Source organism: Bacillus sp. FSL L8-0358 (assembly GCF_038593095.1).
Taxonomy (GTDB): domain Bacteria; phylum Bacillota; class Bacilli; order Bacillales; family Bacillaceae; genus Bacillus; species Bacillus subtilis.
In genome coordinates this window covers 3,208,656-3,228,147 of the sequence record NZ_CP151962.1, presented here as the reverse complement: position 1 = coordinate 3,228,147, position 19,492 = coordinate 3,208,656, and the positions used below count along the sequence as shown (strand labels likewise).

Genomic DNA, 19,492 nt, shown 5'->3' with positions numbered 1-19,492 from the left:
AATGTTGGTTTGTTTTGCTTGAAGCCGGATTGTTTGCACAGTACCATGCACCATAAATATCAAAGGAGGCAACAACAATATGAAAATCATTGTGACTAGTATATTCGTGCAAGATCAAGACAAGGCACTGAAGTTCTATACAGAAAAACTGGGGTTTGTAAAAAAGGAGGATGTTCCCATGGGGAAATTCAGGTGGATAACGCTTGTTTCTCCAGATGATCAAGACGGAACCGAGCTTTTACTCGAACCGAATGAACATCCTGCCGCTAAGGAGTATCAAAAGAAGATATTCTCCGAAGGCTTCCCGGCCACAATGTTTGGCGTTGCAGATATTCAAAAAGAGTACAACCGATTAAAGGAAAAAGGCGTGACGTTTACGATGGAACCGACAAAAATGGGCGAAGTCACAATAGCTGTCTTCGACGATACATGTGGTAACCTTATTCAAATTGTACAGAAGTAACCGATTCAGTCGCGTCCTTTTTGTATGCAGAAGAAAAACCGCTGGCCACAGGGCCCGCGGTTTTTTACTCTTCTTCTGTCTCCTGATTGATAATTTGCTTTACAGATGATCTGCTGTTATTTTCTCTGTTCATCTCTCGCAATTGAGTATAAGCCATATCGAATTCCTCTTTTGTCATCTGCTTTGCGGCTAATGCAGAGCATAATATAGCAAAAGCAATTGGCATTGTATCAATGTGAATGTCGATATGGACCTCTGAGTTGCCGCTGTTTTTGATAACAGATTCAGTAGTGGGTATCTCTTGAGTATGTCTGTTGAGAGGAATGATGTTTTCGTTCATTAGTCTTCTCCGTCTTGTGACTGCGCCTGTGCCTGATCCTGATCCTGATCTGTATTCACGTTGACCACGACTTTTGCATTACCGCTGTTTTGGACTTTTGCGACTGCCGCATCGCGTCTGTTTTCTTCATTTTCATGACGATTTTCGCTCATGGTATCATCCTTTCTCTATTGATAGTGACAGGATATTCGATAGGAGAGTAAAGAGATTGGACGAACTTCGCGGTTTTTCCACATTAGGGCAAAAGGTCGAAGGAAAGCATTTGATTTGGTAAAATGAATAGACATTATAATAGAAAAGGTGTTTGCATATGAATTCGTACATCATCGTCGGCGCAGGGATTCTGGGCGCGTCGACGGCTTATCATCTCGCAAAATCAGGCGCTCGCGTTACTGTCATTGATCGGAAAGAGCCGGGACAAGCGACAGATGCGGCGGCAGGAATCGTCTGTCCTTGGCTCTCGCAGCGCCGTAATCAGGATTGGTACCAGCTTGCTAAGGGGGGAGCACGGTACTATAAGGATTTAATCCATCAATTGGAAAAAGACGGTGAAACGGATACAGGATACAAACGTGTCGGTGCCATCAGCATTCATACTGATGCGTCTAAACTCGATAAAATGGAGGAAAGGGCATATAAGAGACGGGAGGATGCGCCGGAAATCGGCGACATTACCCGCTTGTCTGCAAGTGAAACGAAAAAGCTGTTTCCGATTTTAGCTGACGGCTATGAATCGGTTCACATCAGCGGTGCCGCCCGTGTGAACGGAAGAGCGCTGTGCCGGTCGCTTTTAAGCGCTGCAGAGAAACGCGGCGCAACAGTCATCAAAGGAAATGCGTCTTTGCTTTTTGAAAACGGAACAGTCACCGGCGTGCAAACTGATGCAAAGCAGTTTGCGGCTGACGCGGTCATTGTGACGGCGGGAGCATGGGCCAATGAGATATTGAAGTCTCTTGGCGTTCATTTTCAAGTGTCATTTCAAAAAGCGCAGATTATGCATTTTGAAATGACAGATGCAGATACAGGATCGTGGCCGGTTGTAATGCCGCCGAGTGATCAATACATTCTTTCGTTTGATAACGGCAGAATTGTAGCCGGCGCCACACACGAAAACGATGCCGGTCTTGATGATCTTCGTGTGACAGCCGGAGGCCAGCACGAAGTATTGAGTAAAGCGTTAGCCGTTGCACCGGGTCTTGCTGATGCGGCTGCTGTTGAAACAAGAGTGGGCTTCAGGCCGTTTACACCGGGATTTCTGCCGGTCGTAGGGGCCGTGCCGAATGTTCAAGGCCTGTACGCTGCAAACGGTTTGGGTGCTTCTGGACTGACGATGGGGCCGTTCTTGGGTGCAGAGCTCGCAAAGCTAGTTCTCGGAAAGCAGACAGAATTAGACCTTAGTCCTTATAATCCAGCCGGAGCACTTGCATAATAAGTAAGAGCATAACAAACAAATATAATAAAGCTGTTCTAGCTTTTCTTTTCTGTATGTGTTAGCATTTATCTTTAATGAAAAAGAGGACGTGAACTGATTTTGATAAAAATTGATATACCCGCACCGAATGTCACCATCACTGAACGACAGCAGTCAGCTAATGATAACGAGCCGAAAATAAAGGCGATTTACGGCTTCATTGACTTTCACCAGATCCCAAGGGACAAAGGCGGCATTTTTATGTTTTACAACATTCATGACGAGCTGCTGTTTGTCGGTAAAGCTAGAAAGTTAAGACAGAGAATTAAGAAGCATTTCGAAGACACTGTTTCACCGATCAAACATCACAGAGATGAAGTATATAAAATTGAGGTATGTGTAGTTGATGATCCAATGGAAAGAGAGATTTACGAAACATATATCATCAATACACAGCAATCGAAGTACAATATAGACAAGGTATTTTTTAAATAAGACGTCAGTCTGCGGATTGAACAGCGAAGCCAGAGCTTAAGTCAAGTTCTGGCTTTTGATTTGGGCATTTTTTCGCTTATAGACCCTTTGTCTATCATTCGAATAAATTATTGAGAAATTTCAGAAAATAATGTTGACAATCCTACCCGCGGACTTTAATATAACAATATATAATGTTATATAACGTTATATAATAAAAACGGGGAGTGAAGGATTTGAGTCAGGCCACAGCAAAAGTAAATCGTGAGGTTCAAGCTTTCTTGCAGGATTTGAAAGGGAAAACCATTGATCATGTATTCTTTGTCGCATGCGGAGGGTCTTCTGCCATTATGTATCCGAGTAAGTATGTGTTTGACAGAGAGTCAAAATCAATAAACTCCGACCTCTACAGCGCCAACGAATTTATTCAGCGCAACCCTGTTCAGCTTGGTGAAAAGTCTCTTGTTATTTTGTGCTCGCATTCGGGAAATACCCCGGAGACAGTCAAAGCTGCTGCGTTTGCAAGGGGAAAGGGCGCACTTACGATTGCGATGACGTTTAAACCGGAGTCTCCTTTAGCGCAGGAAGCGCAATATGTTGCCCAGTACGATTGGGGTGATGAGGCGCTTGCGATCAATACAAACTATGGCGTTTTGTATCAAATCGTTTTTGGAACCCTGCAAGTATTAGAAAACAATACGAAATTCCAACAAGCAATTGAAGGCTTGGATCAATTGCAGGCTGTATATGAAAAAGCCCTTAAGCAGGAAGCTGACAACGCCAAGCAATTTGCAAAAGCCCATGAAAAAGAAAGCATTATTTATACCATGGCAAGCGGTGCAAACTACGGTGTCGCTTACTCCTACAGCATCTGCATTCTCATGGAAATGCAATGGATTCATTCCCACGCCATTCATGCCGGAGAATATTTTCACGGACCGTTTGAAATTATTGATGAATCCGTGCCGTTTATCATCCTGCTCGGTTTAGATGAAACAAGATCTCTTGAAGAGCGGGCGCTTACCTTCTCGAAAAAGTATGGCAAAAAGCTCACTGTGCTTGATGCTGCATCTTACGACTTCACTGCAATTGACGATTCAGTTAAAGGCTACCTTGCTCCGCTCGTTCTCAATCGTGTGCTGAGAAGCTATGCAGACGAGCTGGCAGAGGCGAGAAATCATCCTTTATCTCATAGAAGATACATGTGGAAAGTTGAGTATTGATCTGAAAATGAAGAACCATTATGCATTAGACTATAATGTTATATAACATTATAGTCTAATGTCCAGAGGAGGCCAACCCTTTGAAGAAAATGTTGTTGTTCTTGATCATTGCAGCTATCAGTATGTTCACCATTGCAGGCTGTTCGAGCCAAAGCAGTTCAGCGGACGGAAAGGTGACATTGAAATTTTTCCACAGATGGCCGAAGGAGCCGGAAAAAAGTTATTTTGAAGAGGTTGTTAAGGAATTTGAAAAAGAACACCCAGATATCGATATACAAATTGAAGCCGTTTTAAATGACTCCTATAAAGATAAAATTAAGGTCATGCTGGGAACCACCAGCCCTCCTGACATTTACTTCTCTTGGAGCGATGAGTTTGCTTTTAAATTTATCAGAGGCAATAAAGCACTTGATCTCTCGTCCTACTACAAAAATGACACCGATTGGTCATCACAGCTCGTTCAATCGCAAATTACACCATTTACTTATGAAAACAAGCAATATGGCGTGCCGTGGCAAATGGACGCTAAATCATTCTTCTATAATAAAGACATTTTCCAAAAGCTGAATCTTGATCCCCCGAAGACGTGGGATGAATTAATCGATGTGTCAAAAAAGCTGAAAGAACATGGCTACACACCGATCAGCTTCGGAACAAAGGCGACTTGGACAATCTCGCACTATATCGGCACGCTTAATCAGCGGATGGTCGATGAAAAAACGCGAGACAAGGACTATAACGCCAAAACGGGTGAATTTACTGATGAAGGCTACGTAAAAGCACTTGAAAAGCTTCAAGAGCTGATGCCTTACTTTAATAAACATGTAAACTCCGTCGACCACGAATATGTGAGACAGCAATTTAAGAGCGGAAAGTCGGCGATGATATATGCGGAAACAGCGGAAATCAAGCTGGTTGAACCGGTTAATCTCGGGATGTTCCCATTTCCTGAAATCAGCGGGCAGAAAGGATCTTCAGAAGCGTTAACGGGAGCGCCGGAAGGATTCATGATTTCCTCAAGAACAAAACATCCGAAGGAAGCGATGGAATTTTTGCAGTTCTTGACGTCGAAAAAAATGGGCGAAAAGCTCGTGAAAGATGTCGGGAAATACAGTGCAGTGCAAGGTACGGCTACTGAAGAAAATGCAACAGCCATTCAGCGTGAAGCCGTTCAGCATATTGTTGATGCCAAATCAATGGTTCCATGGTTTGATATGGATGTCGATGTTGAAGTCGCAGATGCGTACCTAACGGGTGTCCAGCAAATGCTTGGCGGCGACATGACACCGCAGCAGGTGATGAAAGCCGTTCAAAAGGCAGCAAAGCAGGTGAGGGCGTCAGCTGAATAAATCAAAGAAAAGGTGAAGCTTCGCACCTTTTCTTTTTATAAAGGAGATGAGATACCCTTGGTCAATCAGAATAAAATAATCCCCTATTTGTTTTTGGTGCCCGCTCTCGTTTTTTTACTTTTCGTTTATATCCCGATTTTTGAGAATGTATTCCTCAGCCTGTTTCAGTGGAGCTCATTTTCTCCGGAAAAAACGTTTATCGGCTTAAAAAACTATGTTGAATTATTTCATGATCCTGTCTTCTATCAGGCACTTACCAATAATGTGCTTTATGCAGTGATCTCAATTGTATGCCAGGTATTTGGCGGTTTGATTTTGGCGGCGGTGCTTGAGGATAAGCTGGTCAGAAAATGGTCGCCGTTTTTTCGTACCGTTTTCTTTTTGCCGGTTGTCATCTCAATGACGGTGATCGCGCTTTTGTTTGATTTTATTTACAATCCGGAGACAGGGCTTTTGAATCAGCTGCTTCAGGCCATCGGTCTTGATCAGCTGACGAGGGCCTGGCTCGGGGATGACAGCACAGCTATGCTTTCTGTCATTTTTGTGTCCCAGTGGCAATCTGTCGGTTATATTGCGATGCTGTACATCGTGTCGATTCAAAAAATACCGGATGAACTGTATGAAGCGGCCCGGCTTGACGGCGCGGGTAAAATTCAGCAGTTTTTTCATATTACTGTTCCCCAGACGAAAGAGATGTCTTTTGTTGCGGTGGTCATGACGCTGACCGGGGCCTTTACGGTCTTTAATGAGCCGTACATTTTGACAGGCGGCGGGCCGGGAAACGCGTCAGAAGTCTTGAGCACGTTTTTATATAAAAGCGCCTTTACAAAGGATATGATGGGCTACGCCTCAGCGATTGCCACTGTCGTGTTAATCATTACGCTTGCATTATCGCTCATGCAAATGAAGTTCTTTAAAACCGGAAAGGAGGAGTAACTGATGCTGCCTCAGAAGAAGACAGATTCGTTCAGATTGGAGCCTGTGCCTGACCAGCACATTGAGGTGAAAAGAAAGCCTAGACGAAAATGGTATATCGGAGAAACGTCTGTGTGGGTTTTTCTGTTTCTTTATCTGATTGCGATTGCCTATCCGCTTCTCTGGATGGTGATGAGCGCCTTTAAAAACTCTGACGATATTTTTGAGCACAGCTGGTCGCTGCCGTCTTCGTGGCATCCGGAAAATTTTGTTTCCGCCTGGAACCAGGGGATTTCTTCTTATTTTATGAACAGTGTCATCGTTACGGCGCTGACGTGTGTGATCACTGTCTTTATCAGTGCATGGGCAGCGTATGGCCTTTCCCGGTTTGAGTTTAAAGGAAAAGGATTCTTTTTGGTGCTATGTCTTGGCGGGTTGATGCTGACGCCGCAGGTCAGTCTTGTGCCGCTTTATTCTATTATTCAGTCGCTTGGCCTGTACAATACGTATTGGGCGTTAATCCTGCCGTATGCGGCTTATCGGATCCCATTCACCATCATTTTGATCCGCTCTTATTTTCTTTCTATTTCCAAAGAATTGGAGGAGGCTGCCTATTTGGATGGGTGTACAAGTTTTGGAGTATTTTTCAGAATTTTCTTACCAATGAGCGTGCCGATTTTGGTGACATCCGGCATTTTGACGGCTTACCATACATGGAATGAGTTTATGTTTGCGATTATTTTCATAGATGATGAGAATTTGCGGACCATTCCAGCCGGGCTGATGCAGTTCAGAGACGCGCTGCAGACAGACTGGGGCGTCCTGCTGGCGGGGTTAACGATTTCAGCCGCGCCGATTATTATTCTATTTTTATTGATGCAGAAATATTTTGTCCGCGGGATTGCAAGCGGCAGTGTAAAAGGATAAAGGAGGAAGCGCTATGAAATTGATTGCGGTTGGAGATAATGTTGTAGATTACTACCAGGATCAAGAAACATTTTACCCGGGAGGAAATGCCTTAAACGTTGCTGTGCTTGCCAAGCGGCTCGGGCATGAGTCTTCCTATATCGGAATCGTCGGCAATGACGAAGCCGCGGCGCATCTGTTGAACGTTCTCAAGCTGGAGCAGGTCAATGCAGATTATATCCGCCAGGCGCACGGAGAAAACGGGATGGCGATTGTCACCCTTGATGAACAGGGGGACCGCATTTTTGTCAGGTCAAATAAAGGCGGCATTCAGTCCCGGCTTCGCCTCGCGTTTCAGGAGAAAGATGTATCTTTTATCAGCGGGCATGATCTGCTGCATACGAGCGTGTACAGCAGGCTTGAGAACGATCTTCCGCAGCTGTGCGGGCTTGTCCCTGTCTCATTTGATTTTTCAACCAATCGGGAGGATGATTATTTGAGGAGGGTCTGTCCTTATGTGACGTATGCGTTTTTTTCAGGAAGCGATTTGAGTGAGTCGGAATGCGGTGAGCTTGCCAAAACAGCTCATGGGTACGGAGCCAAAATGGTTTGTATGACCCGAGGGGGCCAAGGAGCAATCCTGTCTGCGGGTGATCGAGTCTATCATCAGCCGATTGTGGAAGCTGATATAATAGATACACTTGGAGCGGGAGATTCTTTTATAGCAGGCTTTTTGACTGCCTTTTGCGTGAAGCAGGATATAACGTACGCTTTGCGCCAAGCCGCCGAAACGGCTGCGAAAACTTGCGGTGTGTACGGAGCTTTCGGCTATGGCTATCCTTATCGCTTGGAGGACGGGGGAAGCAGTGAAAAAACGAGAATACTATAAGCAGTGTCTCGTTTTTTATGCCTGTTATGTGTAGGGGCTGTTGATGGTAAAAGTGACACGGTTTGTGTGCATCAAAAACAATGAGCAATAGATTGGCTGGTCGTTTGATGTAAAAGCCGTTTTATCAATTTCAAACAGCGCATCCCCGATATCACAATCCAGGTATTTGCTTTCCTCCTGTTGGGCATATACAACGTTTAATAGCTTCGTATTGTGCGTGGGTACAACTTTGTATTGCTGTTTCAAAATATCATGCATGGAGACGCCGTCAGCAATAAAGGTATCAATGCCGGGAAACAAATCAAGCGGATAATGCGTCACTTCAAAGGTGAGAGGCTGATCATCATTATATAAAATCCGTTTTAATTCAACGACAGGGCTCTCGGGATGGATTTGAAGCTTTTCTGCGATGGGTTTTGACGCTGGAATGATGTCATGGGACAGCACATGATGCTTCGGTTTTTTGCCGGTTGATTCCATAAATTCCGAGTAGCCGTTTACAGCGATCAGCTCTCGTTTTAATTTAGGGCTTTTAACGAACGTTCCCTTTCCCTGCTGCCTGATCAGATAGCCTTCTTCGACTAAATCGAGAATGGCTTTCCTGACGGTGATGCGGCTGACGTTATACTTGGTGCAAAGCTCGTTTTCGGTAGGCAGCTTGGCGGTTGGGGAATACACGCCCTTTTTGATGTCATCAGTGATGATTTGTTTTAGCTGAATGTATAAAGGTGTAGAACTTCCGTTGTTTAACAAAGGGTAGCCTCCTTTTAACCTATTATTTATATTATAATGTATTATGACGTTATAATACAAATTTACATTTTTTATTTTAGAAATATAGCAAAAATGGGAATCGATTACTCTAAAAATAACAGAAAGACCAAGTTGTTTCCAGTGACGAAATAACGGGTCAAAAGATAGGGGGACTTTTCTGATGGCTTCATTAACATTTGAACACGTCAAAAAATCATATCACTCACAATTAACCGTGAAGGACTTTGATTTAAATGTAAAGGATAAGGAGCTTTTGGTGCTGGTGGGGCCGTCAGGATGCGGAAAATCAACAACGCTGCGGATGGTGGCTGGATTAGAAAGCATTTCTGAAGGAAATCTTCTTATTGATGGGGAGCGGGTCAACGATCTTCCGCCGAAAGAACGTGATATTGCGATGGTATTCCAGAACTATGCGCTTTATCCGCATATGACGGTTTTTGATAATATGGCGTTTGGATTAAAGCTCAGAAAGATGGCGAAACAGGAAATTGCCGAGCGGGTTCATGCGGCAGCTAGAATTTTAGAAATTGAACATTTGCTGAAGAGAAAACCGAAGGCGCTCTCCGGCGGGCAGCGGCAAAGGGTGGCGCTTGGCAGGTCGATTGTGAGGGAGCCGAAGGTCTTTTTAATGGACGAGCCGCTTTCTAATCTGGATGCAAAACTAAGAGTGACGATGCGGACAGAAATCAGCAAGCTGCACCAGCGATTAGAGGCAACGATCATTTATGTCACGCATGACCAGACCGAGGCAATGACAATGGGAGATCGGATTGTCGTCATGAATGAAGGGGAAATTCAGCAAGTGGCGAAACCTCATGACATTTATCATTACCCGGCCAATTTGTTTGTCGCAGGCTTCATTGGCTCTCCTGGGATGAACTTTTTGAAAGGCATCATAGAACAGCAGCATGGCGAGCTGTTTTTCACAAATTCTTCGATCCGGCTTCATATTCCTGAAGAAAAAGCAAAGCGGCTGAAGGAAAAGGGATATGCCGGAGAACAGATGATTGCCGGTGTACGGCCGGAGCACATCACACAAATGACAGGAAATGACCAGTTGTTTGATTCAGTGTTTCAAGCGAAGGTGGAGGTGAATGAAAATCTGGGCTCGGAGCTCATAGTGCATGTCATGGCTGGGGACGAGCGGCTCAAAGTCCGCCTGGACGGAAACACGCGAATCTATGCAGGCGATTCAATCCAGCTCTCAGTGAAAATGGACCACGTCGTCTTTTTCGATGCGGAAACGGAAGAGGCTGTGTATTAGAAAAAGGTGCTCCCAAAAAGGAGCACCTCAGCGTGTCGACAAACCCTCGCATTCGTTGTCAGGACTGCGCTTCGGTGCTCACGAATTAGAACATTCGCTCCGCTCCTATGCTCGTCCTTCCTAGACTTCAAGGGTTTTCAATCACGCTGTAAAGATGCCAAAACCCTAAAATGAAAACCATTTTAGGGTTTTGGCAACAATCTGAGGTGCTCCTCAAAAGGAGCACCTTTTTCTTACGGCCAAATCTCGTCCGCCCATTCAGGGTGGTCGATAAATGGATTGCGGTTGTGCTGATATTTTTCATAAATGATTTCATTTCTTTTCCGCTCGCGGTCGTCAACCGGATCCTGCTTATTCCATTCGAGCAGGACAGATTGTTTGCCATGATAAGGAGCTGAGCCGTTGCCTGTCTTATCATTAAGCTCAAGATCAGGATAGCCGTCATCACCCTCGTAACGGACAGCCATGTAAAACAGCATGCGGGCAACATCGCCTTTCACATCATCACGGGGCTCCCATGAATCGCCGTCATAATAATTTCCGGGTGCCTTCGCATATTCAGTGCCGCCATTGTCAAAATCCATATTTCCTCTTGTGCTGTTAACTTGAACATCGGCTGGGCGTAAATGATGAATATCAGTACCAGGTCCCTTGCTCGTACCAAAATCGCCATGGGATTTCGCCCAGACGTGCTCGCGGTTCCAATCGCCGACATTGCCGCCGTTCAGGTTTTTGGCCCGCGATTCATTCGTATAGAGCAGGATGACGTTATTCGGATTTCTCGGATCTTCATCCGTTTCTTTCAGCGCGTTCCACACTTCGCTGTAGGACAGCATCGTGTGTCCGCTGATAATACGGTGAAGGGTGCTTTTTAGCGAGTCTCCTGTTTTACCTTCAGCCCCTTCATAATAGGTATCTGTGTCAGCATAGGGTGCAGCGGGGGCGGCTAATGAGAGAAGGCTCCCTGTTCCTGAAGGGGAAGACGCCAATCGGTCATTGAGGCTTAATGCGGTTTGCGCGCTTGCTGAAGCTGCCGGCGCAAGCCATCCGGAAATCAGTAATACACAGACGAGCGGCAGAAACCATGCTTTTTTTGTCATCACTTGCCCTCCTTTTATCAGATCATGTCTATTATCTAAAATTGAAATAAAGGATAGAAGTGTCATTTTGTATATTTTTCATTAAAATTGTAAATTAGTCCCTTTGGAGGAGGCGGAAATCTCCTGTTCCCATATCTTTAGGTCCTGTTTTTGCGAGCTGCCGGCATTTCTGTTTTCATCTGTTCCGCAAACATCGCCTCTCTGGCAAGCTGAGCTTGTTCATATGAAAGGCATTTTGACCCTCTCTTTCGCTCTTGCTGGCTCTCTTCCTTACCGTGTTTTCTTTTGAGCTTTACATCAAAATAGTTGTGACATATAGGGTGAATCTGGTTGCTGGATAGATACTTTGACTAAAAAATAAACGTTTTTTTGGTTAATCTGTCAATGAACTATCATGTTCCTCCTTCTATAATGAAGTCACCATAGCGGCCAGAGGGGGGAGTACATGGAAAAGCAGAAGCTTTCAGTAAAAAACAGCATCACAGATTATATTGAATGGCTCGCCCAATACGGTGCGTCTGCGGATGGCGGCGTAACGAGGCTTTTATACACAAAAGAGTGGATGGACGCACAGCTTGCCGTGAAAACGGAAATGTCTTCTTTCGGGCTTGACACAAGATTCGACGATGTCGGCAATGTGTTTGGAAGGCTTTCGGGCACCCAGTCTCCGGATGAAGTCATTGTAACCGGTTCACATATCGATACTGTCATCAATGGGGGAAAATACGACGGCGCCTATGGTGTTCTGGCGGCGATGCTTGCGATAAAGCGGCTCAAAGAGACATATGGATCGCCGAAAAAAACACTTGAAGCGGTATCTTTATGTGAGGAGGAGGGCAGTCGTTTTCCAATGACCTATTGGGGATCAGGGAATATGACGGGTGTTTTTTCATTACAGGATGGAGCAGAGCCAAGAGACGAATCAGGAGTCTCGCTGCAACATGCGATGCATGAGAACGGTTTTGGCAAAGGTGTGTTTCAGGCAGCATATCGGACAGATATCAGCGCTTTTGTTGAGCTCCATATTGAACAGGGACAGACATTGGAAATGTCAGGACGGGATCTCGGGATTGTGACAAGCATTGCGGGGCAGAGGCGCTATCTCGTCACGCTGGAGGGGGAATGCAATCATGCGGGAACCACCTCCATGAAATGGCGCAAGGACCCGCTCGCAGCCAGCAGCCGTATCATTCATGAGCTGCTGCTGCGGTCGGAGGAGCTGCCGGAGGAGCTCCGTCTGACATGCGGAAAAATAACGGCAGAGCCCAATGTAGCCAATGTCATACCGGGCCGCGTCCAGTTTTCAATCGATATTCGCCATCAGCATCAGCATGTGCTGGAGCAGTTTCATCAAGACATGGTTGCTTTGATCAACGGCATTTGCCTACAAAAAGGAATTCGCGCCGTGATTGATGAATATATGCGGATAGAGCCTGTGCCGATGGACGAAAGGCTGAAGGCTGCGGCTTTTGAAACAGCATTAGAAAACGGCTTCAGCTGTGAGGAAATGGTGAGCGGAGCAGGGCATGACGCGCAAATGATCGGAAGGCGCTATCCTGCTTGTATGCTGTTTGTGCCAAGCCGAGGCGGCGTCAGCCACTCACCGAAGGAATATACGTCAGCCAGACAGCTTGAGATCGGCGTCCGCGCACTGACTGATTTATTATACAAACTGGCTTACTGATAAAGGAGGAATGGCTGTGTCAGGCAGAAGAGAATTATGCACCCCGTTAAGAACGATTATGACGCCAGGGCCTGTTGAGGTTGATCCGCGTGTATTAAGAGTAATGAGCACCCCGGTTGTCGGCCAATTTGATCCGGCGTTTACAGGTATTATGAATGAAACGATGGAGATGCTTCGGGAGCTGTTCCAAACAAAAAACCGCTGGGCATACCCGATTGACGGCACTTCAAGGGCGGGAATTGAAGCAGTGCTGGCCAGTGTGATAGAGCCGGAAGATGATGTGCTCATTCCCATTTACGGCCGTTTCGGTTATTTGCTGACTGAAATCGCAGAGCGATATGGGGCAAATGTTCATATGCTTGAGTGCGAATGGGGAACGGTTTTTGACCCGGAGGACATCATACGGGAGATAAAAAAAGTGAAGCCGAAAATTGTGGCAATGGTGCATGGAGAAACATCGACAGGACGGATTCACCCGCTGAAAGCCATCGGCGAAGCCTGCCGCACCGAGGATGCATTGTTTATCGTCGATGCAGTCGCAACGATTGGGGGCTGCGAGGTTAAAGTCGATGAATGGAAGATTGACGCTGCCATCGGCGGAACGCAAAAATGTTTGTCTGTGCCTTCAGGAATGGCGCCGATTACATATAATGAGCGGGTGGCGGACGTGATTGCAGCTCGCAAAAAGGTGGAACGCGGGATTGCGACACAAGCTGACAGGGCAGCACTTTCGGGAAATCGGCCAATTACAAGCAACTACTTTGATTTGAGCCAGCTTGAGGATTATTGGAGCGAAAGACGGCTCAATCATCATACAGAAGCGACGACGATGCTGTACGCCTTACGTGAGGGAGTCAGACTGGTGCTTGAAGAAGGTCTTGAGACGCGTTTCGAGCGGCATCGGCACCATGAAGCCGCATTAGCAGCAGGGATAAAGGCAATGGGGCTAAGATTGTTTGGAGATGACAGCTGCAAAATGCCTGTTGTTACCTGTGTCGAAATTCCCGGCGGCATTGACGGCGAGTCTGTCCGTGACATGCTGTTGGCACAATTCGGCATTGAAATCGCCAGCTCATTCGGCCCGCTTGCAGGGAAGATCTGGAGAATCGGCACGATGGGGTACAGCTGCAGAAAAGAAAACGTGCTATTCGTGCTTGCCGGGTTAGAGGCCGTGCTTCTCAGACATCACGCAGGAATCGAAGCAGGAAAAGCGCTCCAAGCAGCGCTGGATGTGTATGAAAACGCTGACCGCCAGGCAGCGGTGTAAAGAGAAGCTTGCGGAACTCCGCAAGCTTTTTAACGATATGATTTCGTGTTTTCTCCAATCTGATTTTCTTCGTTTGACTCTTTTTACAAATCCTCTTTCTATGTGTTTCATTTTCTGACAAATCATGAGTCATTTTTTCTTCCATCGTCTATTCTTTATACAAGTTACCCATAAAATCACGCTGAATTAGTTGTTTTTTTCGAGAGGAGGATGCAGCATTGGAAAATTTTCACACGATGTTAGATGCGCTCCTGGAAGACCAGGAGGAGGCTGTACTGGCGACAATTGTTCAAGTGGAAGGTTCCGCGTATCGAAAAGCAGGCGCCTCTATGCTCTTTAAGAAAAATGGCAGACGGATTGGCTTGCTGAGCGGCGGGTGTGTGGAAGAAGATTTATGCCAACGAATCAGTGCGCTGGGCGATCAGCTCACACCAACGCTGATTCCCTACGACATGCGGTCGGAGGACGATCTTTCTTGGGGCATGGGAGCCGGGTGCAATGGCATTATTCATGTTCATGCAGAGCGAATCACTCAGGAAAAAAGGCGGCACTATGAGAAAGTGAGGGATTGCCTTCATTCAGGCAAAGCTGTCACTTCCGTTACAAAGATTGGATCCTCCCATTATTTATTTCTGACGGAGAACGGGCATTTTGGCAACTGGCCGGACGCGCCTCTGCAAGATATTCAACGTACTGTTTCAACGCTTCATTTACCGCATTTCGATCCACCCACTAACATGTTTATTCAGCGAATTGAACCGAAGCCGCGCCTCATTCTGTTTGGGGCGGGACCGGATACTGTACCGCTGGCCAATTTGGCGGCTGACACAGGGTTTTCTGTTATCGTGACGGATTGGCGGCCCGCTTATTGTACATCCTCTCTTTTTCCAAAAGCGGATCAGCTGATTACCGCTTTTCCGGAACAAATGCTTAGCAAATTTCAATTTTTTCCGCATGATGCAGCTGTTGTGGCAACCCATCATTATCAGCACGATCAAACGATCATCAACTTCTTATTTTCTCAAAACCTCCATTATATTGGACTGTTGGGTTCGGCAAACCGCACGAAACGGCTGCTGAACGGAAAACATCCTCCGTCTCACTTTTACAGTCCGGTCGGGCTGAAAATCGGTGCGGAAGGTCCAGAGGAAATTGCGGTAAGTGTAGTTGCAGAAATTATTCAAACAAGAAAACGGGTGGCGGTTGTATGAGAAACCCCTATCTGATCGGCGTGTTTCTCGCTGCCGGCAAAAGCAGAAGAATGGGCCAAAACAAGCTGGCTTTGCCGCTAAAAGGAGAAAGCATAGGCTCACTTTCTTTGAAAACTGCTCTGTCGTCCCGCCTTGATCACGTGCTGGTCGTCGAGCGGACAGAACATGCCTCCCTTGAGTGGATAGGAGCGCCGTATCACGCTCCGCCTTTTCAAAAACGCTGGAGCCTGCACGTTTGCCAAGACGCAGAAAAGGGTCAGGGGCATTCAGTCGGCAGCGGGGTGAGAAAAGCAGAAAGCATGGGGGCGGACGGCGTTGTCATTTTGTTAGCCGACCAGCCTCAGCTTTCCGTCGATCATCTCAATGCCCTTGTGGCTCTGGCTCCTGAGTCATTTGCCGTGTCATCGTTTTTAGGGGCGTTCACCCCGCCAATCTACTTCTCGTCGGCTTGTTTTCCTTATGTAAAGGGGTTAACGGGAGATGAAGGGGCTCGCAGGCTCCTGAAAAGCGGACAGCTTGGAGCAGGAGCGGTTTTGGAGGCAAAGGATAGCGGCGAGTTGGACGATATTGATACACCCGAGGAATATGACATGATAAGGAGGGCGATGGCTTGAACGGCCAAGTGACAAAAGCAAGGATGAATATTCAATTATGGAGGCCGGCAGCGCTTGATGAGGCCTATTCGCTTTTAGAGAAGCTTGCTCCGGATGTGTGTGCCGCATCGGGAAGCACGCTGCTTCAGCTTCAGTGGGACAAAGGAACTCTGCCGAAACAGCACCTTGTCAGCCTTGAAGGGATTGACGAGATGCGAGGGATCAGCGCCAGTGACACCCACGTGTCGATCGGGGCGCTCACATCACTGAATGAATGCAGAAAGAACCCTTTGATCAAGAGCGCGCTTGGCTGTTTCAGTGACGCTGCTTCTGCTGTCGCCGCACCGGGAATCCGCAGCCGTGCCACGATTGGCGGCAACATAGCGAGTAAAATCGGTGATTTCATTCCGCTTCTGCTTGTGCTTGATGCTGAGCTTATCGTATATCAAAAGAAGCTCATCAGGCTGCCGCTTGGCGCTTGGCTCAGTGAGGAAGACTTTAGAACGGCTATCGTCACGCGTGTCATCATCCCGCGGACGGAGGGAGAGCGTGTATTTTACCGTAAACTTGGGAGGCGACAGGCTTTTACAGGAGCGGCTGCTGTTGCAGCTGGACGTTTTTTGAAAGACGGCGGCATTCGCCTCGCCGCTGGTCATGCCGATATCACTCCTAGGAGATTATTGGACAGCGAAGCGAAATGGATGGCACCAGGGTGGGACTCGCATGAGCTGTACAAAACACTTATCCATGAGCTGCCGTTTTCCTCAGATGCTTTTATGTCAGCGGCATACAGAAAAAAAGCCGCTGCCAACGTCATCATGGCAGAGCTGATGGCTGAGGGAGGGGAATAAATGATCATCAACAAACCGTCAAGAGTCAGGCCGGATGGAAGGGGTAAGGTCACAGGGGAATTGAAATATATGACCGATCTCAGCTTTCCGGGAATGCTGTATGGCAAGGTGCTGAGAAGTGCTTATCCTCATGCAGAGATTGTGTCGGTTTGCACCATAAAAGCTGAGAAAATGGAAGGCGTGCAGGCCGTCGTCACACATAAAGACGTTCCCGGCTTAAACCGATTTGGCATTGTCATCCCTGATCAGCCGGTTTTATGTGAGGACAGGGTGCGGTATGTCGGGGATGCGATCGCCGCAGTTGCTGCAGAATCGGAGGAAATCGCGGAAGCGGCGCTGGAGCTGATTCACGTTGAATATAAAGAGCTGGAAGTCATGGATTCACCAGAAAAAGCGCTTCGGCCGAATGCGCAAAGACTGCATGAGGACGGGAATATCCTGCACCACGCATTTTTTTTAAACGGCGATGTGGAAGAAGGGTTTCAAGCATCTGACACAGTCCTTGAAGAAACCTATGAGCTGCCGCGGCAGATGCATACGTATATGGAAACGGAGGGAGGCGTAGCCGTTCCGGAAGACGACGGGGGTTTTACGATGTATGCAGGAACCCAGCACGGCTATAAAGACCGTTTCCAGCTTGCCCGTATTTTTGACATTCCTGAAGAGAAGATAAGGATTGTGTCAAGTCCGATGGGCGGCTCGTTCGGAGGGAAGGATGAGCTGAATATTCAGCCGTATGCCGCGCTTTTGTCACTGAAAAGCGGACGTCCTGTCAAAATCCATCAGACACGAAAGGAATCTGTACGTTCTGGCATTAAGCGCCATCCGATGAAGATTACGATAAAAACGGGTGCGGATCATTCGGGAAATCTATTGGCGCATGACGTGAAAATTGTGGCGGACACAGGCGCATATGCTACGCTCGGACCGGCTGTTCTTGATTTTTCTGTCGAGCATGCCGCGGGGCCGTACCGTATTCCGAATATCCGGACTGAAGGAATATCAGTATTTACGAACAACGGGGTGGCGGGGGAATTCCGAGGCTTTGGCGGCAATCAAATCACATTTGCACTCGAAACCCATCTCGATCGTCTCAGCGGCATGCTCGGCATCGACCCGCTGGAGCTGAGAAGAAAAAATATCAGAAAACCGCATGACTTGGGACCGCTTGAGCATCGAATTGCACCAACTGACGGAGCGGCGCAGGTGTTGAATGCCATATCTAAATCTCCCATTCTTACAAGAACAAGCCGGAACTGCGGGTATCTGCAAAGAGGCACGGGAGCGGCAATTACAATGCACGGCGGCGGGCTGGGATATGGCCGAATGGATGCGGCAGGAGGCCGTTTGTCCCTTTCGAGTGAAGGCAAAATCACAGCATCGTTCGGATTTGAAGAATGCGGACAGGGGATTCTAGCAGCGATTGAACATATTGTCATGGAGGAGCTGGGTTGTGCCGCAGAAGATATTTCCATTGTTATTGGGGATACCGCAAAAGTGCCGAAGTCAGGCTCCTCCACAGCATCCCGCGGCACAAGCATGGTGTGGCACGCGATCCAGCGTTTGAAGAAGCCGTTTCTAGCTCAGTTGAAAAAAAGGGCGGCAGAATGGAACGGCTGTTCAGCGGAAAACCTTATTCCCGGCGCTGCAGGCTTGCGTGACAAAAACACAAAGGCGCTCGTGGTGACGTATAAGGAGCTGGCTGAAAAAGGCCCTTTGGCAGAGGAAACGGCCTTTGACTTTCCAACAACGCCTGATCCTGTGGTGGGCGGCCATTTCCTCTACTCATTTGGAGCGGCTGCCGTTGAGGTGGAGGTAGATCTGTTAACAGGCGATGTCAAAGTGATAGATTGTGAGCATGCTATTGCGGCAGGTCCGGTTGTCAGTCCGCAGGGTTATCGAGGTCAAATTGAAGGCGGCGCTGCCATGGCACTCGGCTACACACTGATGGAGGAAGCCAAAATGACGGACGGCCGTTATGCTGCGGAAAATTTAGATCACTATTTGATCCCTGGAGTTAAAGACGTTCCTAACATGAAGGTGATCGCAATAGAAGAACTAATGAAGGGTGATGCATATGGACCGCGCGGTGTTGGCGAAATCGGAACGATCGCCATCACTCCGGCGATTGTAAAGGCAGTACATGATGCAGTCGGATGTTGGATTAATAAGCTGCCGATTTCAAGAGAAGAGCTGCTTGAAGCGATAGACAGAAAGGGGCTGAAGCAATGGACGTAAAAGAGGCCGGGCCATTTCCTGTAAAAAAGGAACAGTTCCGAATGACCGTGAATGGACAGGAGCGGGAGGTTGCTGCCGTTCCTACGACACATCTGAGTGACCTGCTTAGAAAGGAATTTCAGCTGACCGGGACAAAGGTGTCCTGCGGAATCGGCCGCTGCGGAGCCTGCTCTATTTTAATCGACGGAAAACTGGCCAATGCGTGTATGACCATGGCTTACCAAGTGGACGGCCACTCCATTACAACAATCGAGGGCGTACAAAAAGAGGAACTGGATATCTGCCAAACCGCTTTTCTGGAAGAAGGAGGCTTCCAATGCGGCTACTGTACCCCAGGAATGATAATTGCGCTTAAAGCTCTGTTTCGGGAAACCCCTCAACCTTCTGACGAAGATATAGAAGAAGGGCTGGCGGGGAATTTGTGCCGGTGTACCGGGTATGGCGGGATTATGCGGTCAGCTTGCAGGATTAGAAGAGAGTTGAACGGGGGTAGACGGGAGTCCGGCTTTTAAAAGCCGGACTTTTTTAGCCTCAGTCAGA

The 19,492-nt window shown here is 47.4% G+C and carries 20 protein-coding genes and 1 pseudogene; 16 read left to right on the top strand and 5 right to left on the bottom strand.

Annotation, left to right across the window (positions count from 1 at the left end; all coding sequences use genetic code 11):
- The first annotated feature begins 79 nt into the window (after nt 1-79).
- The gene (glxB, locus tag NYE49_RS16665; protein WP_003240869.1) at nt 80-463 is read left to right on the top strand and encodes a methylglyoxalase; all 384 of its coding nucleotides are present in this window, start codon (nt 80-82) and stop codon (nt 461-463) included.
- 64 nt (nt 464-527) lie between these two features.
- Here glxB and NYE49_RS16660 read toward each other — a convergent pair whose 3' ends face one another.
- Together NYE49_RS16660 and sspG are read right to left on the bottom strand one after the other, a co-directional pair.
- Nucleotides 528-803 (bottom strand): hypothetical protein, encoded by a 276-nt coding sequence (locus NYE49_RS16660; protein ID WP_003243521.1) that lies wholly within the window; start codon nt 801-803, stop codon nt 528-530.
- Nucleotides 803-955 carry an acid-soluble spore protein SspG gene (gene sspG / locus NYE49_RS16655; protein ID WP_047183147.1) on the bottom strand — a complete coding sequence of 51 codons (153 nt, stop codon included), beginning with the start codon at nt 953-955 and terminating at the stop codon, nt 803-805. Before sspG ends, NYE49_RS16660 begins: the two co-directional genes overlap by 1 nt.
- Before the next feature lie 158 nt (nt 956-1,113).
- Here sspG and NYE49_RS16650 point away from each other — a divergent pair, with 158 nt between their 5' ends.
- The 7 genes from NYE49_RS16650 (at nt 1,114) to frlD (ending at nt 7,970) form a co-directional block, all read left to right on the top strand.
- On the top strand, nt 1,114-2,232 hold the full coding sequence (locus NYE49_RS16650; RefSeq protein ID WP_047183146.1) for an FAD-binding oxidoreductase: 1,119 nt from the start codon (nt 1,114-1,116) through the stop codon (nt 2,230-2,232).
- 102 nt (nt 2,233-2,334) lie between these two features.
- A complete protein-coding gene (locus NYE49_RS16645) occupies nt 2,335-2,709 on the top strand; it encodes a nucleotide excision repair endonuclease (protein WP_015384582.1) in 375 nt (124 codons plus the stop codon).
- A 215-nt stretch (nt 2,710-2,924) separates the two neighbouring features.
- Nucleotides 2,925-3,911 (top strand): fructosamine deglycase FrlB, encoded by a 987-nt coding sequence (frlB, locus tag NYE49_RS16640; RefSeq protein WP_047183145.1) that lies wholly within the window; start codon nt 2,925-2,927, stop codon nt 3,909-3,911.
- A gap of 80 nt (nt 3,912-3,991) precedes the next feature.
- Complete coding sequence (locus NYE49_RS16635; RefSeq protein WP_123373849.1) at nt 3,992-5,260, top strand: ABC transporter substrate-binding protein; 1,269 nt, start codon at nt 3,992-3,994, stop codon at nt 5,258-5,260.
- A 57-nt stretch (nt 5,261-5,317) separates the two neighbouring features.
- Complete coding sequence (locus tag NYE49_RS16630; RefSeq protein ID WP_014477910.1) at nt 5,318-6,196, top strand: sugar ABC transporter permease; 879 nt, start codon at nt 5,318-5,320, stop codon at nt 6,194-6,196.
- Between the two features lie 3 nt (nt 6,197-6,199).
- Nucleotides 6,200-7,102, top strand: a complete 903-nt coding sequence (locus NYE49_RS16625) for a carbohydrate ABC transporter permease (RefSeq protein ID WP_014477909.1) — start codon at nt 6,200-6,202, stop codon at nt 7,100-7,102.
- 13 nt (nt 7,103-7,115) lie between these two features.
- A complete protein-coding gene (gene frlD, locus NYE49_RS16620) occupies nt 7,116-7,970 on the top strand; it encodes a fructosamine kinase FrlD (protein ID WP_003228626.1) in 855 nt (284 codons plus the stop codon).
- A 24-nt stretch (nt 7,971-7,994) separates the two neighbouring features.
- On the opposite strand, the gene frlR is transcribed toward frlD, so the two are convergent.
- On the bottom strand, nt 7,995-8,723 hold the full coding sequence (gene frlR, locus NYE49_RS16615; RefSeq protein WP_014480777.1) for a transcriptional regulator FrlR: 729 nt from the start codon (nt 8,721-8,723) through the stop codon (nt 7,995-7,997).
- 181 nt (nt 8,724-8,904) lie between these two features.
- Here frlR and ugpC point away from each other — a divergent pair, with 181 nt between their 5' ends.
- The gene (ugpC, locus tag NYE49_RS16610) at nt 8,905-10,008 is read left to right on the top strand and encodes a sn-glycerol-3-phosphate ABC transporter ATP-binding protein UgpC (protein WP_342410483.1); all 1,104 of its coding nucleotides are present in this window, start codon (nt 8,905-8,907) and stop codon (nt 10,006-10,008) included.
- A 233-nt stretch (nt 10,009-10,241) separates the two neighbouring features.
- On the opposite strand, the gene NYE49_RS16605 is transcribed toward ugpC, so the two are convergent.
- Nucleotides 10,242-11,108 (bottom strand): endonuclease I family protein, encoded by an 867-nt coding sequence (locus tag NYE49_RS16605; protein ID WP_342410481.1) that lies wholly within the window; start codon nt 11,106-11,108, stop codon nt 10,242-10,244.
- An 81-nt stretch (nt 11,109-11,189) separates the two neighbouring features.
- Nucleotides 11,190-11,309: pseudogene (locus NYE49_RS16600) on the bottom strand (hypothetical protein); the annotation flags it as partial.
- A 244-nt stretch (nt 11,310-11,553) separates the two neighbouring features.
- Here NYE49_RS16600 and allC point away from each other — a divergent pair.
- The 7 genes from allC (at nt 11,554) to pucE (ending at nt 19,464) form a co-directional block, all read left to right on the top strand.
- A complete protein-coding gene (allC, locus tag NYE49_RS16595; RefSeq protein ID WP_160221801.1) occupies nt 11,554-12,792 on the top strand; it encodes an allantoate deiminase in 1,239 nt (412 codons plus the stop codon).
- Between the two features lie 16 nt (nt 12,793-12,808).
- Nucleotides 12,809-14,059, top strand: a complete 1,251-nt coding sequence (pucG, locus tag NYE49_RS16590) for a (S)-ureidoglycine--glyoxylate transaminase (protein WP_342410479.1) — start codon at nt 12,809-12,811, stop codon at nt 14,057-14,059.
- Nucleotides 14,060-14,277: 218 nt separating this feature from the next.
- Nucleotides 14,278-15,270 carry an XdhC family protein gene (locus tag NYE49_RS16585; RefSeq protein WP_342410478.1) on the top strand — a complete coding sequence of 331 codons (993 nt, stop codon included), beginning with the start codon at nt 14,278-14,280 and terminating at the stop codon, nt 15,268-15,270.
- Nucleotides 15,267-15,884: a xanthine dehydrogenase accessory protein PucB gene (gene pucB, locus NYE49_RS16580; RefSeq protein WP_342410477.1), complete on the top strand. Its 618-nt coding sequence runs from the start codon at nt 15,267-15,269 to the stop codon at nt 15,882-15,884. Before NYE49_RS16585 ends, pucB begins: the two co-directional genes overlap by 4 nt.
- The gene (gene pucC, locus NYE49_RS16575) at nt 15,881-16,714 is read left to right on the top strand and encodes a xanthine dehydrogenase subunit C (protein WP_342410476.1); all 834 of its coding nucleotides are present in this window, start codon (nt 15,881-15,883) and stop codon (nt 16,712-16,714) included. The genes pucB and pucC overlap by 4 nt, the downstream gene beginning before the upstream one ends.
- Nucleotides 16,715-18,952: a xanthine dehydrogenase subunit D gene (gene pucD / locus NYE49_RS16570; protein WP_342410475.1), complete on the top strand. Its 2,238-nt coding sequence runs from the start codon at nt 16,715-16,717 to the stop codon at nt 18,950-18,952.
- On the top strand, nt 18,943-19,464 hold the full coding sequence (gene pucE, locus NYE49_RS16565; RefSeq protein WP_015483659.1) for a xanthine dehydrogenase subunit E: 522 nt from the start codon (nt 18,943-18,945) through the stop codon (nt 19,462-19,464). Before pucD ends, pucE begins: the two co-directional genes overlap by 10 nt.
- Nucleotides 19,465-19,492 lie beyond the last annotated feature (28 nt).